Below are 15,557 nucleotides of genomic sequence, written 5' to 3'. Positions count from 1 at the left end.
CTCCAACAGTCTGTACTGGTCAGAGTCAGAAGCGAGGCTTTAGTCCCACCCACCCCTTCAAGTCTAAACATACAAGCTGGCTTGCCTGCGATGGCGTCGTTGGCTTGGAAAAACAAACCCCCGCTAAAAAGCGGGGGTTCGTCAGCAGCCTGATCCATTCACTGGACCGGGTTTTCGTATCAGGACACAGAGCGCGCCACGGCCACACTGTCCTCTTTCGGGGACAGCTTGAACACGTAGTACAGTACCGTCAGCAGCACCAGGAAGGCTGGGCCGACGTACAGTGCGATACGGGTTTCCTCAAAGTACGCCATCAGGCCTACCACCAGGATCAGGAACGCCAGCGCCAGGTAGGAGCTCAACGGCCACAGCCACATGCGGAACTGCAGACGGTCACGTTCGGCCTTGGACAGGCCAGCACGGAACTTCAGTTGCGCCAGCAGGATCATGACCCAGGTCCAGATCGCACCGAAGGTAGCGATAGCGGTGACCCAGACGAACACTTTTTCCGGTACCAGGTAGTTGAGCAGTACACCCAGCAGCAATGCCGCGATCGACAGCAGCAGCGCGTTGCGCGGCACGCCATTGCTTGAGGTGCGGGCAAAGGAGGCAGGCGCCTGGCCATTCTGCGCAAGGCTGTAGAGCATACGACCGGTACTGAAGATACCGCCGTTGCAGGACGACAGTGCCGCAGTGATCACCACGAAGTTGATGATGCCGGCAGCGGTCTTGATGCCCAGACGTTCAAAGGTCATCACGAACGGGCTGCCCTGGCTGCCAATTTCGTTCCATGGGTAGATCGACAGGATCACGAACAGTGCGCCGACATAGAACAGCAGGATGCGCCAGAATACCGAGCCAATGGCATGCGGAATGGTCTTTTGCGGGTTACGCGCTTCGCCGGCAGTCAGGCCGATCATTTCTACGCCAAGGTAGGCGAACATCACCATTTGCAGCGACATCAGCACGCCGGTCACGCCGTTAGGCATGAAGCCGCCATTGCTCCAGAGGTTGGAGATGCCCAGCGCGACGCCATCGTTACCGAAGCCAAACGCGATCACGCCGATACCGCCCAGCACCATCGCGATGATGGTGACGATCTTGATCAGGGCGAACCAGAACTCGAACTCACCAAACGCCTTGACTGCGATCAGGTTGACCCCGCCCATGCTTGCCAGGGCCGCCAGGGCCCAGATCCAGCGAGGTACATCAGGGAACCAGATGCCCATGTAGATGGCCACCGCCGTGATTTCAGCAACACAGGTCACCAACCACAGGAACCAGTAGTTCCAGCCGGTCAGGAAGCCTGCCAATGGGCCGAGGTAGTCTTGCGCGTAACGGCTGAAGGAGCCGGCGACCGGGTTGTGAACGGCCATTTCACCAAGGGCACGCATGATCACCAGGATCGCCAGACCGCCAATGATGTACGACAGCATGATCGCAGGCCCGGCCATTTCAATGGCCTTGGCCGACCCCAGGAACAGGCCGACACCGATACAGGCACCCAGTGCCATCAGGCGGATGTGACGCTCTCCGAGTTCTCGCTTGAGCGGACCGCCTTGGGCGGTATCACCGTGAGAAGGGTGGTTGCCGACTGACATAGAAATACAACCTCATTTTGTTATTGGATATAAACCGATCGTGCAGACCTGGCACCGCCGATAGGCAGGTACGAAGCCTTGCCGGACCAACCTTTTGGGTGAGCCCGTCAGCCCGCAAAACACCACGCAGGCTGAGCAAAAGGGGCGAGCAGTATAAAAAGGCCATCGCAGGTCTTTTCACTATAAAAACCAGGATCTTTGGCGAGAAGTCTCGGCAAAATCCGCTTATACGGAGTGGCATTCCCCGCGCTTACACCGCCCTCAAAAACAGGGCGGGTAAAATAGCACCAAACCAGGGCATTACAACCACAACCAAAGGCGCATGCTCCGATTACGCTCCGAGAAATGCCTTACAAGCTTCTACAAATTTTTCACCTAAGCTGCTCAGCGTCTAAGCTTCAGGCAAGCAAGACGAATACACGTAGCCGGGCTAAAGACTATGGGCGCACTGTGGCAATCGGAACCAACAACGGCTGAAGCCCCTTCTGAACGTCTGGAAGACGTGCCTCCACCCAAAAGCCCTCGCAAGCGTCGCGTCTGGTGGCGGCTGCTGTGGCCCTTGTGGTTATTGCTACTGATCGCCCTCATCGCTGTGGGCTTCGCCATCGCCGAAGAAATGCAGACTTCACGTGTGCAGTCACGTGAATTCAGCCACTTTGCAGCAACCCTCAGTTACTCGATGCACAAAGGCCCGAGCGACGCGATCATGTATCCGGGCGATGGCCCGTTCGATAAGCGCCTGGGCTACAGCGCACTCGGTGACTTCCTGCCTCGCCTGCTCAAGCGCGACTATCTGGTCAGCGAGCAGACACGCTTTTCCCCCGAGCTGATGAACTATGCCAAGCATGGTTTCTTCGTGCCTTACACCGAAAAAATCCAGGCGGGTTTGTCGATTACTGACTGTAAAGGCGAGGCCCTGTATCAGTATCACTATCCGCAGCACCTCTACTCCGACTTTGCTTCGATCCCGCCGGTGATCGTTCACAGTTTGCTGTTCATCGAAAACCGCGACCTGCTTGACCCCAATGATCCCAATGCAAACCCGGCAGTCGACTGGCCACGCTTCGCCAAGGCAGCCTATACCCAGGTCGCCAAGTACCTGGCCCTTCCGGGCCAATCGGCAGGTGGCAGTACCCTGGCCACTCAACTGGAAAAATACCGGCACTCCCCTGACGGGCTGACAGTGTCTGGCAGCGAAAAAATCCGGCAGATGATTTCGGCCAGTGTCCGCGCCTATCAGAACGGCCCACAAACCCTGGAAGCCCGGCAACGTATCGTGCGCGACTACCTCAACAGTGTGCCGCTGTCGGCCGTCCCCGGTCACGGCGAAGTGCATGGTATGGCCGAAGGCTTGAGGGTCTGGTACGGCGCGGACTTCGCCCAGGTCAATCAGTCGTTGTTGTCCACCGACAACGACCCGGCCAGCCTTGCCGCACGAGGGTTGGCACTGCGTCAGGTGCTCTCGCTGATGATCGCACAGCGTCGGCCATCGTATTTCCTGTCCAAAGGCCGCAATGATCTGGCCGAACTGGCCGACAGTCACGTGCGCCTGCTCGCGGCCAACAACATCATCGATCGATCGCTGGCTGACGCCGCGCTGGCCAGCAAAGCGACCTACCGTGACTGGGTTGCCCAGCCGACCATTGTCCCCATCGTCACCAACAAGGGCATCAGCCTGGCACGTGCGCGGCTCTCGGCGATGCTCAACCGCCCCCTGTATGATCTGGATCGTCTTGATCTTTCAGTCACCAGTACGCTGCAGTCCAGCCTGCAAGACCAGATCAGCGAATACCTCAAAAATCTCGCGGACCCAGCCTTTGCAGAAAAAACCGGGCTGTTCGGCGAGCGCCTGCTGACCCCGACCACCACAACCCAGGTACGTTACAGCTTCACCCTCTTTGAACGCACCCCGGACGGTGCACGGGTACGGGTGCAAACCGACAGCACCGATCAACCCTTCGACATCAACGAAGGCAGCAAGCTGGAACTGGGTTCAACCGCCAAACTGCGGGTACTGACCACCTACCTGGAGATCATCGCCGAACTGCATGATCGCTATGCCGACAAAAGCCCGGCCGAGCTGAAAAAAGTCGAGGTGCCCGAGCTGGACCGCATTACCGGCTGGGCGGTGGATTACCTGATTCAGAACAAGGACCGCAACCTCAGCGCGATGCTGGATGCGGCACTGGAGCGCAAGTACTCGGCCAACCCCGGCGAAGCCTTCTTCACGGGTGGAGGCTTGCACGTCTTCAACAACTTCCGCCGCGAAGACAATGGGCGCCTGCCGACCCTGAAGGATGCCCTGCGCGAATCGATCAACCTCCCCTTCATTCGCCTGATGCGTGATCTGGTGCGCTACAGCACGTACCAATCACAGAACAACAGCGGCCAACTGCTCAAGGACGATGCAGACCCACGTCGCCAGGAGTATCTGGCACGTTTCGCCGACCGCGAAGGCACCGACTATCTCAAGCGATTCTGGAAAAAGTACCAACGCAAGACATCCCAGGAGCGCCTCGACACCTTTCTCGACAGCCTGAATGTCACACCGATCCGTTTGGCTGCCGTACACCGGTACCTGTTTCCCGAAGCCGACCAGGCAACCTTCAACGCCTTTGTGCAGGCCCACTTGAAAAAGGACACTTCAGCCGACAAGCGCAAGAAAGACGCGTTGACCGAAAAACGGCTCGAGGAGATGTACATAAACTACGGCCCGGGCCGCTACGACCTGCCCGACCAAGGCTATATCGCCCGGGTTCACCCACTGGACTTGTGGCTGCTGGGCTACTTGCTGAAAAACCCCGGAGCACAATTCAAGGATGCGGTTACAGCCAGCCATTTCGAACGCCAGGAAGTCTATAGCTGGCTGTTCAAGAGCCGGCACAAAGGCGCCCGCGACAGCCGTATTCGGACACTGGTGGAAATTGAGGCGTTTCTCGACATCCATCAACGCTGGAAACGTGTCGGTTATCCCTTCGACCACCTGGTGCCATCGCTGGCCACTGCTATCGGCAGTTCTGGTGACCGCCCCGCCGCCCTGGCCGAACTCATGGGTATCATCTTGAACGACGGCGTACGCATGCCCACCCTGCGCATCGATACCCTGCACTTCGCGGCCGACACCCCTTATGAAACGCGCCTGATCAGTGACCCAGACCGCGGCGAACGGGTATTGCCGGCGGAGGTCGCCAAGGCCCTGCGCGGTGCGCTGTCACAAGTGGTAGATGCCGGTACGGCACGTCGGGTGTCGGGTAGCTTCAAACTGCCTGACGGTACAGCACTGGTCATGGGCGGCAAGACCGGCACCGGCGACAACCGCATCGAAAGCTTCGGGGCAGGCGGACGCATCCTCGGATCACGCTCACTGAACCGTACTGCGACATTCGTGTTCTACATCGGCGACAGCCATTTCGGCACCCTGACCGCCTTCGTTCCAGGGCGAGCCGCCGAATCGTTCAAGTTCACCTCAGCGTTGCCGGTACAAGTGCTCAAGGGCATGGCGCCACTTCTGATGCCCTACCTTGTGCCAGGCACCCATACGTTGTGCAACATACCCACGCTCACCGCTCAGCGAGGCGCAACGGTTCAATGACCGTGAAAGCGCTTGGCCGTGGTGAAGCTATTGCGCCAGTAACGATTGCTTAACGAATCGATACGAATCGCCTTGCCGCTACGCGGTGCATGAATGAATTGCCCCTCGCCGATGTACAACCCGACATGGCCAATACGACCTTGGCCGTTGCGGTTAAAGAACACCGCATCACCGCGCTTGAGTTGCGGCGGGCTTATGGTCTTGCCCTGCCCCTTGAGCATGGATGATGTGGTGCGAGGCAAGCTGATACCCACCTCACTACGGTACAGATAGACCAACAAGCCACTGCAATCAAAACCGCTCTTTTCCGACATTCCGCCCCAACGGTAAGGCACGCCGATGAGCTCATGGGCACGTTCGACCAGCCGGTCGAGGTTTGCCTCGAGTTCCTGGCGGGCCACATAGTCGTGCCCACCCTTAGGGGTAACCAAATGAACATTCGCCTGGGCAAAAAATGAAAGGCCCCAGAGCAAGCCTACACGCAAGAAAAAACCAACCACGTCATATACCCCCTGAAGGGTGAAGGAAACGCGGCAGATCTTAGAGTTGACGGGGGCAAGCAGGAATAAAGGGAATCCGAGGGTTATGTAAGAAAAAACCTAGGGCAACGCCCACGACGCCTCTTGCCGTGAACCACACCCGCACACCGAGCGCTTGCTTTAAGATATATCTTGAGTAATATCTAAATAAGTATCTCAAGATATATCTCAGACCCAAAGGCAGCCCTAATGCGCGATCATCCTTCACACCACGAGCACAGCGACCGTCATGACGGCTTTGAACGTCGCAGTGGCCGCGAACGAGGCGAACGAGGCCCGCGAATCTTTGCCCCGGGCGACCTGAAGCTGCTGCTGCTGTCGATGCTCGCCGAACAGCCCTGTCACGGCTATGACCTGATTCGACGCATCGAAGCCCTGTTCGACGGGCGCTACAGCCCAAGCCCAGGCGTCATCTACCCCACCCTGACCTTTCTTGAAGAAAGCGAGTGGATCATCGGCCAGGCCGAAGGCAGCAAGAAGCGTTACAGCGCCACAGCAGCGGGCCTCCAGGCCTTGGCCGAACAGGCCATCGCCCTGGACGGCGTGCGCATGCGCCTTGAGGTCAGCAAACGCTCTATCGGCGTGCATGACCGCCCGCAGGAAATCCACGAAGCCGTACACAACCTGCGCCATGCGCTGCAAATGCACAGCGGGCGCTGGAACCCCGAAGAAATCGTACGGGTGCGCAACCTGCTCAATGACACCGCCAGAGCCATTGTTGCCGGCCCGGCAACGGCCCTTCAGGAGAAAACCGAATGACGGTTAACGACACCACCACGATTCACCGCGTCAACCATGAGATCAAACGCCGTTGCCTGCAGGTACTGCGCGTCACCGATCTGACCCCGCGTATGCGCCGGATCACCTTGGGCGGCCCTGAACTGCAGGGCTTTCTGAGCCTGGGCAGTGATGACCACATCAAACTGCTGTTTGCCTGCTCGCCGCAAGAACAGGCCGCACTGGACAACCCGGGACAGGACCAGGACGGCGTCAAACCGACCCTGCGCGAATACACGCCGCGCCGTATCGACGAGGTGGCGGGTGAGTTGGATATCGACTTCGTGCTGCATGGCGACGGCCCGGCCTCTACCTGGGCGGCTCAGGCAACAGTGGGCCAGACGCTGAACATCGCGGGGCCACGCAGCTCAATGGTGGTGCCGGACATGTTCGACAGCTACCTGTTGATCGGTGACGAAACCGCCATTCCGGCGATTGCCCGACGCCTTGAAGAACTGCCGGCCACGCGTAACGCACTGGTGGTCATTGAAGTGGAAAATGCGCTGGAACAACAACCACTGGCAAGCCTGGCAAACGTGCAGATCATCTGGGTTCAGCGTCACCAGCAAGACCTGCTTGAGGTGCTGAAACACCTGCCCCTGCCCGCCGGTGAGCTGTACACCTGGGTTGCCCTGGAAAAGACACTGACCCGCCAGGCCAAACGCCTGCTGCTGGAAGACAAGGGCGTGCAGGAGGACCGGCTCAAAGCGGTCGCCTATTGGCGCCTGGGCGAAGACGACAACCACAACGCGTAAACCGTGGCATCAGGGCTGCGCTCTGGCGGCTGCCAGACGCCTGCCCTGCCATTGATCGAGGCTAATCAACAACAGCCCTAGTGCAACAAAACCCACCAGGATAGCCAGCGCATTGAGCATCACCTGCGCATACCCCAGAGTGGCGACATCAATGAACGGGTAGGGATAAACGCCAATTTCGTGCCCACGCAGCAGCACATAGCCAAAGTAACCCAGCGGGTAAAGCAACCACGGTAAAATCTGTATTGCCCGCAAACTGCCCTTGGGTACACACCACCACCAATACCCCAGGTACAACAGCGGCATGACATCATGCAGCAGTTCATCGACCAGCCATTGCCAGCCTTGCGGCTGCCACAGGTGGCGTAACAACAGGCTGTATGCCACCCCCACCAGCGAAATGCTGACTGCAACCGCAGAACTCACCGAGGGCCGCAGAAAAAACTGCCGCGCCGGGCCTTCTCGGCCAAACGCCGCCTGACTGAGCACTACGGCAACCAGGGTGTTACTGAGTACGGTGAAGTAGCTGAAGACATTCACCAGCCCGCCTATCAGGCTGGCCTGCGCCTGCCAGCGCGCCCACAACACCAGGTACATCTGAATGGCCAGTGCAGCCCACCCCAGGCAGGCCAGCAGCCCTACCCAAGGCACCCGCTGCTCCAGACGCATCAGTTAACGACCCCGTTGCATCTTGACGTACAACTGCTCGACCCTTTCCCGCGCCCACGGCGTACGTCGCAGGAATGTCAGGCTCGATTTGATACTCGGATCGCTCTTGAAACAGCGCAAATCAATACGCTGCGCCAGCCCTTCCCATTGGTAACGCGCAACAAGGGCATTGAGGATCTGTTCCAGGGTCACGCCATGCAGAGGATTTTGATTACCGGCAGTCATGCCTGTGCTCCAGCCAACGAAAGGTGCGCACCTTAGCCGAGCCTTGGCTCCACGTCTGCTTTTTCAGCAACGCCATGCACTCGGATCTCGACCTGTTTCCGACAGTCTAGTGTGCCCGAGCGTTCTGGCGCACGTCGCAACAGGCTCAGCCAGCGAGATGCAGCATCGAAGTCGGCCTGAACACCACCTTTGCCCCCTGCTGAAGGACTGTTACAGAAGCGGCAACAGTGCCTCACGTTGATTGGACTTTTTTTCTTACACATTCATCTATATCCTGCCCGCCGCACGCTGAAACGCTTCACTCTCCCTAATTAGCAGTTTTGTCTCCGGTGATAGAGCACATTCGGAGGCGTTGCCGTTTTTCCAACAATCAAAAGATAGCGCTATCTCATGCCTCAGTTTTCACCCTCCCGTCGTTCTTCCTCCGTACTGCTGACAGGTTTGACACTTGCCGCAATTGCCCCGCACACCTGCGCCGCGATGCTGGACAGTGACTCCCCCTGGATGCTTGGCGACTGGGGCGGCACCCGCGCAGAACTGGCCGAGCGCGGCTACGACTTCACCCTGGGTTACGTCGGCGAGATGGGCAGTAACTTGCACGGCGGCTACGACCACGACAAGACCGCACGCTACAGCGACCAGTTCACGCTCGGTACGCACCTGGATCTGCAGAAGATCCTCGGCTGGCATGCCACCGAGTTTCAACTGACCGTCACCGAACGCCACGGTGACAACATCAGCAACGACCGCATCAATGATCCTCGCGTAGGTGGTTTCACCTCTGCGCAGGAGGTCTGGGGTCGCGGCGAAACCTGGCGACTGACCCAGCTATGGATCAAGCAGCAGTATTTCGATGGCGCACTGGATGTGAAGATCGGCCGTTTCGGTGAAGGCGAAGACTTCAACAGCTTCCCCTGCGACTTCCAGAACCTGGCCTTCTGTGGCTCACAGGTCGGCAACTGGGTGGGCGGCATCTGGTACAACTGGCCCGTCAGCCAGTGGGCGATGCGGGTCAAGTACCGTCTCGGCCCTGAGCTCTATGCGCAGGTCGGCGCTTACGAGCAGAACCCCTCCAACCTTGAAAGTGGCAATGGTTTCAAGCTCAGCGGCAGCGGCACCCAAGGTGCAGTACTGCCGATAGAACTGGTCTGGACCCCCACTTTCAGCGGCCTGAAAGGGGAATATCGCGCCGGTTACTACTACAGTAGTGCCAAGGCAACCGATGTTTATAAAGACAGCAACGATCAACCGGCAGCACTCAGCGGCCAGGCCTATCGCAGCAGTTCGAGCAAGCATGGCTTCTGGCTGGGTGCGCAGCAACAGGTGACGTCGCTGGCCAGCGACCACTCCCGCGGCCTGAGCGTTTTCGCCAACGCCACGCTGCATGACAAGAAGACCAATGCCATCGACAACTATGTTCAGGCAGGTGTGGTGTACAAGGGCCCGTTTGATGCCCGTGCCAAGGACGATATCGGTTTCGCCCTGGCACGCGTGCATGCCAACCCCGCCTACCGCAAGAACGCCCAGGCCAGCAACGCGGCCCAGGGCCTGGATGACTACGACAACCCCGCCTTCCTGCCGGTCCAGGACACCGAGTACAGCGCCGAACTGTACTACGGCATTCACTTGGCCAACTGGCTCACCGTGCGCCCGAACCTGCAGTACATCCGCCACCCAGGCGGTGTCGGGCAGGTCGACGACGCACTGATCGGCGGCCTGAAAATCCAGAGCAGCTTCTAAACATGAACCACCCCGAATTTTATCCGAGCTGCGGCTCGAACTGTTTCAACTGTACGGAGAACACACGATGAGCACTGACGGTGCCTTGAGTAGAACCCGCTGGCTGCCGAGACTGCTCGGCATTCTGCTGTTGCTGATGGGCCTGGCACTGCTGGCCGGTGGCATAAAGCTAAGCCAGCTTGGCGGCTCGCTGTATTACCTGATTGCCGGTATCGGTTTTGCCCTGTCTGGCATCCTGCTGCTGGCATTACGCCGCAATGCCCTCGGCCTGTACGGCCTGGTTCTGCTGGGCAGCACCCTCTGGGCACTGTGGGAAGTGGGCCTGGACTGGTGGCAACTGGTGCCCCGTCTGGCCCTGTGGTTCGCCCTTGGCGTTGTCCTGCTGCTGCCATGGGCACGCCGCCCACTGCGTGGCCAACCGAGCAAAGTGAACACCGGCCTGCTGAGCCTGGCCGTCGTGTTGTCGGGTGCTACAGCCATCGCCAGCCAGTTCACTCACCCAGGTGAAATCAATGGCAAGCTGGGCCGCGACAGCAGTGACATGGCCAGCACCGCGCCGCAAATGCCGGACGGTGAATGGCAGGCCTATGGCCGCACTGAGTATGGTGACCGTTACTCGCCCCTACGCCAGATCACGCCCTACAACATTCACAAGTTGCAGGAAGCCTGGCGTATCCGTACAGGCGATCTGCCAACTGACAACGATCCGGTGGAACTGACCAACCAGAACACCCCGCTGAAGGCCAACGGCATGCTCTATGCCTGCACCGCGCACAGCAAAGTACTGGCATTGGACCCGGACACCGGCGCGGAAATCTGGCGTTTCGATCCGCAGATCAAAAGCCCGGTCGGCTTCAAGGGCTTCGCCCACATGACCTGCCGGGGGGTGTCGTATTACGACGAGAACAACTACGTCAACATGGACGGCAGCCCGGCCCCCAAAATCTCCGAAGCCGGCATGGCGGTGGTCCGCGCTTGCCCTCGCCGCCTCTACCTGCCCACCGCTGATGCACGCCTGATCGCACTGAACGCTGATAACGGCAAAATCTGTGAAGGCTTCGGCAAGCAGGGTGTCATCGACCTGACCACCGGTATCGGCCCATTCACCGCTGGCGGCTACTACTCGACCTCGCCTGCGGCCATTACCCGCCAACTGGTGATCATTGGCGGCCACGTCACCGACAACGAGTCGACCAACGAACCGTCCGGTGTCATCCGCGCTTACGACGTACACGATGGGCACCTGGTCTGGAACTGGGACGCCGGCAACCCTGAGGCCACAGCACCGCTGGCAGCGGGCAAGTTCTACACCCGCAACTCACCCAACATGTGGTCGTTGGCCAGCGTCGATGAAAAGCTCAACATGGTCTACCTGCCACTGGGCAACCAGACCCCAGACCAATGGGGCGCCGACCGTACCCCAGGCGCAGAGAAATTCAGCGCCGGCATCGTGGCGCTGGACCTGACCACCGGCAAGGTGCGCTGGAATTATCAGTTCACCCACCATGACCTGTGGGACATGGACGTCGGCAGCCAGCCGACCCTACTCGACATGGCCACCGCTGATGGCGTGAAACCGGCCCTGATCGCACCGACCAAACAGGGCAGCCTGTATGTCCTCGATCGTCGTGACGGCACGCCGATCATTCCGATCCAGGAAGTCCCGGCACCTCAGGGCGCGGTCGAAGGCGATCACACTTCGCCGACCCAGGCACGCTCGGACCTCAACCTGCTGGGCCCGGACCTGACCGAACAAGCCATGTGGGGCGCCAGCCCGTTTGACCAGATGCTCTGCCGCATCCAGTTCCGCGAACTGCGCTACGAAGGCCAGTACACCCCGCCATCGCTGCAAGGCAGCCTGGTTTACCCAGGCAACGTCGGCGTATTCAACTGGGGCAGCGTCTCGGTTGATCCGGTTCGCCAACTGCTGTTCACCAGCCCGAACTACATGGCCTTCGTCTCCAAACTGGTGCCGCGCGCCGATGTTGCCGCAGGCAGCAAGCGTGAAAGCGAAACCAGCGGTGTACAACCCAACAGCGGTGCGCCCTATGCCGTGACCATGCATCCGTTCATGTCGCCGCTCGGCATACCGTGCCAGGCCCCCGCCTGGGGTTACGTTGCTGGTATTGACCTGAACAAAGGCAAAGTGGTGTGGAAACACAAGAACGGTACCAGCCGCGACAGCTCACCGCTGCCGATTGGCCTGCCGATCGGTGTACCGAGCATGGGCGGTTCAATTGTGACGGCCTCCGGCCTGGGCTTTCTCAGCGGCACACTCGACCAGTACCTGCGCGCCTACGACGTAAACACCGGCAAAGAGTTGTGGAAGTCGCGCCTGCCGGCAGGTGGCCAGGCAACCCCGATGACCTACACCGGCAAGGACGGCAAACAGTACGTGCTGGTGACGGCTGGCGGCCATGGCTCGCTGGGCACCAAAATGGGTGACTACGTAATTGCTTACAAATTGGCTGACTGATGCCAACTGAGAGCGCCCCGCGCAAACCGGGCGCTTTCATGTGATTGAACGGCTACCCTTTAGGTGGCCGTTTTTTTTGCATGGCGTGGGCACAACCTTTGCCATTGAAACAGCCTTTCACCCGCCCCATCTAAGCACCATAGTCATTTACGCAGGTGCCCCATGAGCGACCAGCAGGATCTCCCGGAAACGCCAAAGGAACAGGCCGAAGTCGAACATATCGAAGCCAGCCACAGTGGCCGTACCCACCTGGCACTGCCCGGCCAGCAACTGCCGGACAAGGTCTATATCATTCCAATTCACAACCGGCCGTTCTTCCCGGCGCAAGTGTTGCCGGTCATCGTCAATGAAGAACCCTGGGCAGAAACCCTCGATCTGGTGGCCAAGACACCGCACCATGCCTTGGCACTGTTCTTCATGGACACTCCGCCTGACGACCCTCGGCACTTTGATACATCGACGCTGCCAACCTACGGCACCCTGGTCAAGGTCCACCACGCCAGCCGCGAAAACGGCAAACTGCAATTCGTTGCCCAAGGCCTGAGCCGTGTGCGTATCCGCGGCTGGCTCAAGCACCATCGACCGCCCTATCTGGTCGAGGTTGATTATCCGCATCAGCCCAGCGAGCCCACCGACGAGGTGAAGGCCTACGGCATGGCGCTGATCAACGCGATCAAGGAGCTGCTGCCGCTCAACCCGCTGTACAGCGAAGAACTGAAAAACTACTTAAACCGGTTCAGCCCCAACGACCCGTCCCCCCTCACCGACTTCGCCGCCGCACTGACCTCGGCCACCGGTAGCCAACTGCAGGAAGTGCTCGACTGTGTGCCCATGCTCAAGCGCATGGAGAAGGTCCTGCCGATGCTGCGCAAGGAGGTCGAGGTCGCACGCCTGCAGAACGAGATTTCTGCCGAAGTGAACCGGCAGATCGGTGAGCATCAGCGTGAGTTTTTCCTCAAGGAACAACTCAAGGTCATCCAACAGGAACTGGGGCTGACCAAGGACGACCGCAGTGCCGACCTGGAACAGTTCAAGCAGCGCCTGGAAGGCAAAACCCTGCCAAGCGCCACACAGAAACGTATCGATGAAGAGCTGGGCAAGCTGTCGATTCTTGAGACCGGCTCACCGGAGTATGCCGTCACCCGCAACTACCTGGACTGGGCAACCGCCCTGCCCTGGGGCGTTTACGGCAAAGACAAGCTTGACCTCAAGCATGCGCGCAAGGTGCTGGACCTTCACCATGCCGGCCTCGACGACATCAAGGAGCGAATCCTTGAGTTTCTTGCGGTGGGTGCCTACAAGGGCGAAATAAGCGGCTCGATTGTCCTGCTCGTAGGCCCGCCAGGCGTCGGCAAGACCAGCATCGGCAAATCCATTGCCGAATCCCTGGGACGGCCGTTCTACCGCTTCAGTGTTGGCGGCATGCGCGACGAAGCCGAGATCAAGGGGCACCGGCGCACCTACATCGGCGCCCAACCGGGCAAACTGGTGCAGGCCTTGAAGGACGTCGGCGTAATGAACCCGGTCATCATGCTCGACGAGATCGACAAAATGGGCCAGAGCTACCAGGGCGACCCCGCCTCGGCGCTGCTGGAGACCCTCGACCCGGAACAGAACGTCGACTTCCTCGACCATTACCTGGACCTGCGCCTGGACTTGTCCAAAGTGTTGTTCGTCTGCACCGCCAACACCCTCGACTCGATTCCCGGGCCATTGCTCGACCGCATGGAAGTGATCCGCCTTTCCGGCTACATCACCGAAGAGAAACTGGCTATCGCCAAGCGCCATTTGTGGCCCAAGCAACTGCAGAAAGCCGGGGTGGCCAAAACCAGCCTGAGTATCACCGACAGCGCCCTGCGCGCGGTCATCGAAGGCTATGCGCGCGAAGCTGGCGTACGTCAGCTTGAGAAGCAGTTGGGCAAGCTGGTGCGCAAAGCCGTGGTGCAGTTACTGGAGCACCCCGACACAACCATCAAGATTGGCACGAAGGACCTTGAAGCCTCCCTGGGCATGCCGGTGTTTCGCAGTGAACAGGTGCTGGCAGGAAAAGGCGTCATCACCGGCCTGGCCTGGACCAGCATGGGCGGCGCGACCTTGCCAATCGAGGCGACCCTGATCCACACCCTGAACCGCGGCTTCAAACTGACCGGTCAGTTGGGCGATGTCATGAAGGAATCTGCCGAGATCGCCTACAGCTATGTCAGCTCGCACCTGAAGCAGTTCGGTGGCGACCCGAGCTTCTTCAACGAGGCCTTTATCCACCTGCATGTGCCGGAAGGCGCAACGCCCAAGGACGGCCCGAGTGCCGGCGTGACCATGGCCAGTGCCTTGCTATCGCTGGCCCGCGACCAGGCGCCGAAGAAAGGCGTGGCCATGACTGGCGAGCTGACACTGACCGGGCATGTGCTGCCGATTGGCGGCGTACGCGAGAAAGTGATTGCCGCACGCCGACAGAAAATCTTCGAGCTGATCCTGCCTGAGGCCAACCGCGGCGATTTTGAAGAGCTGCCGGACTACCTCAAACAGGGCTTGAACGTGCACTTTGCCAAGCGTTTCAGCGACGTTGCCAACGTGTTGTTCTGACTACTGCGGCGTCTGAGAGAGCCAGCCTTGCGGGCGATGCGCGTGATGCAATGGCGCATCGCACGCACTGCCTGCATCGCGGGTGAAGCCGACGCCTACATGTGCGGGCGCTTCGGTTATGCTGCGTCTTCGTTGTTCATTCGGAGCCATCATGACCCTTGCCCGCCTGCTCGTTCCCGTGAGCCTCGCCCTGCTCAGCGCCTGTGCCCAACAACCACGGCAGAACATCAATCTGGAAAAAACGGCAGACTGCCCCGTCCAGTTGCGAAATGATCAAACCCTCACCCTGACGCTGCCCAGCAACCCCACCACGGGCTACCGCTGGTTATTGCAAAACCCTGCCGCCAGTATCCTGCGCAGCCTTGGCCCGGAGGTCTACAGCAACCCCGAAGGTACAGGGCTGGTCGGTAGCGCCGGGCAATCGGTATGGCGCTTCCAGGCGAAGGCCGCTGGCGAGGGTCACTTGATACTGGTCTATCAACAACCCTGGGCACCGGAAATCCCCCCGGCACAGACCTTTGATTGTGCAATTACGGTGAAGTAAGCCGCACTTGTCAGCCGGCCATGCATCCCGCTGCCAGTTTGGCTAAAATGCCGACC

At 59.6% G+C, this 15,557-nt stretch carries 11 protein-coding genes; 7 read left to right on the top strand and 4 right to left on the bottom strand.

What is annotated here, in order from left to right:
* Nucleotides 1-179 precede the first annotated feature (179 nt).
* Nucleotides 180-1,601 (bottom strand): amino acid permease, encoded by a 1,422-nt coding sequence (locus CYD26_RS11550; RefSeq protein WP_102052665.1) that lies wholly within the window; start codon nucleotides 1,599-1,601, stop codon nucleotides 180-182.
* 439 nt (nucleotides 1,602-2,040) lie between these two features.
* On the opposite strand from CYD26_RS11550, the gene CYD26_RS11545 reads away from it, so the two are divergent.
* Complete coding sequence (locus CYD26_RS11545) at nucleotides 2,041-5,193, top strand: transglycosylase domain-containing protein (protein WP_102052664.1); 3,153 nt, start codon at nucleotides 2,041-2,043, stop codon at nucleotides 5,191-5,193.
* Here CYD26_RS11545 and CYD26_RS11540 read toward each other — a convergent pair.
* On the bottom strand, nucleotides 5,187-5,624 hold the full coding sequence (locus CYD26_RS11540; protein ID WP_245704320.1) for a C40 family peptidase: 438 nt from the start codon (nucleotides 5,622-5,624) through the stop codon (nucleotides 5,187-5,189). The two genes, CYD26_RS11545 and CYD26_RS11540, sit on opposite strands and share 7 nt — an antisense overlap.
* 297 nt (nucleotides 5,625-5,921) lie before the next feature.
* Here CYD26_RS11540 and CYD26_RS11535 point away from each other — a divergent pair, with 297 nt between their 5' ends.
* Together CYD26_RS11535 and CYD26_RS11530 are read left to right on the top strand one after the other, a co-directional pair.
* On the top strand, nucleotides 5,922-6,491 hold the full coding sequence (locus tag CYD26_RS11535; protein ID WP_102052663.1) for a PadR family transcriptional regulator: 570 nt from the start codon (nucleotides 5,922-5,924) through the stop codon (nucleotides 6,489-6,491).
* Nucleotides 6,488-7,264 carry a siderophore-interacting protein gene (locus CYD26_RS11530; protein WP_102052662.1) on the top strand — a complete coding sequence of 259 codons (777 nt, stop codon included), beginning with the start codon at nucleotides 6,488-6,490 and terminating at the stop codon, nucleotides 7,262-7,264. The genes CYD26_RS11535 and CYD26_RS11530 overlap by 4 nt, the downstream gene beginning before the upstream one ends.
* 9 nt (nucleotides 7,265-7,273) lie before the next feature.
* On the opposite strand, the gene CYD26_RS11525 is transcribed toward CYD26_RS11530, so the two are convergent.
* Together CYD26_RS11525 and CYD26_RS11520 are read right to left on the bottom strand one after the other, a co-directional pair.
* Complete coding sequence (locus CYD26_RS11525) at nucleotides 7,274-7,933, bottom strand: Pr6Pr family membrane protein (RefSeq protein ID WP_102052661.1); 660 nt, start codon at nucleotides 7,931-7,933, stop codon at nucleotides 7,274-7,276.
* A 3-nt stretch (nucleotides 7,934-7,936) separates the two neighbouring features.
* Nucleotides 7,937-8,158, bottom strand: a complete 222-nt coding sequence (locus tag CYD26_RS11520) for a VF530 family DNA-binding protein (protein ID WP_065759344.1) — start codon at nucleotides 8,156-8,158, stop codon at nucleotides 7,937-7,939.
* A 390-nt stretch (nucleotides 8,159-8,548) separates the two neighbouring features.
* Between CYD26_RS11520 and CYD26_RS11515 the strand changes: the two genes are divergently transcribed.
* The 4 genes from CYD26_RS11515 to CYD26_RS11500 all read left to right on the top strand — a co-directional run bounded on the left by CYD26_RS11515 (nucleotide 8,549) and on the right by CYD26_RS11500 (nucleotide 15,501).
* Nucleotides 8,549-9,898, top strand: coding sequence for a carbohydrate porin (locus CYD26_RS11515; RefSeq protein WP_102052660.1), 1,350 nt, complete (start codon nucleotides 8,549-8,551; stop codon nucleotides 9,896-9,898).
* Nucleotides 9,899-9,965: 67 nt separating this feature from the next.
* Nucleotides 9,966-12,374, top strand: a complete 2,409-nt coding sequence (locus CYD26_RS11510) for a glucose/quinate/shikimate family membrane-bound PQQ-dependent dehydrogenase (RefSeq protein WP_099775630.1) — start codon at nucleotides 9,966-9,968, stop codon at nucleotides 12,372-12,374.
* Nucleotides 12,375-12,536: 162 nt separating this feature from the next.
* Entirely contained in the window at nucleotides 12,537-14,957 is a 2,421-nt protein-coding gene (lon, locus tag CYD26_RS11505; protein WP_065759347.1) for an endopeptidase La, read from the top strand.
* A gap of 151 nt (nucleotides 14,958-15,108) precedes the next feature.
* Nucleotides 15,109-15,501 carry a protease inhibitor I42 family protein gene (locus CYD26_RS11500; protein ID WP_102052659.1) on the top strand — a complete coding sequence of 131 codons (393 nt, stop codon included), beginning with the start codon at nucleotides 15,109-15,111 and terminating at the stop codon, nucleotides 15,499-15,501.
* The last annotated feature ends 56 nt before the right edge of the window (nucleotides 15,502-15,557 follow it).

The organism is Pseudomonas sp. FFUP_PS_473 (genome assembly GCF_002858665.1).
Classification (GTDB): Bacteria; Pseudomonadota; Gammaproteobacteria; order Pseudomonadales; family Pseudomonadaceae; genus Aquipseudomonas; species Aquipseudomonas defluvii.
Note: the sequence above shows the minus strand (reverse complement) of the source record. Positions and strands in the feature narration are given on the sequence as shown.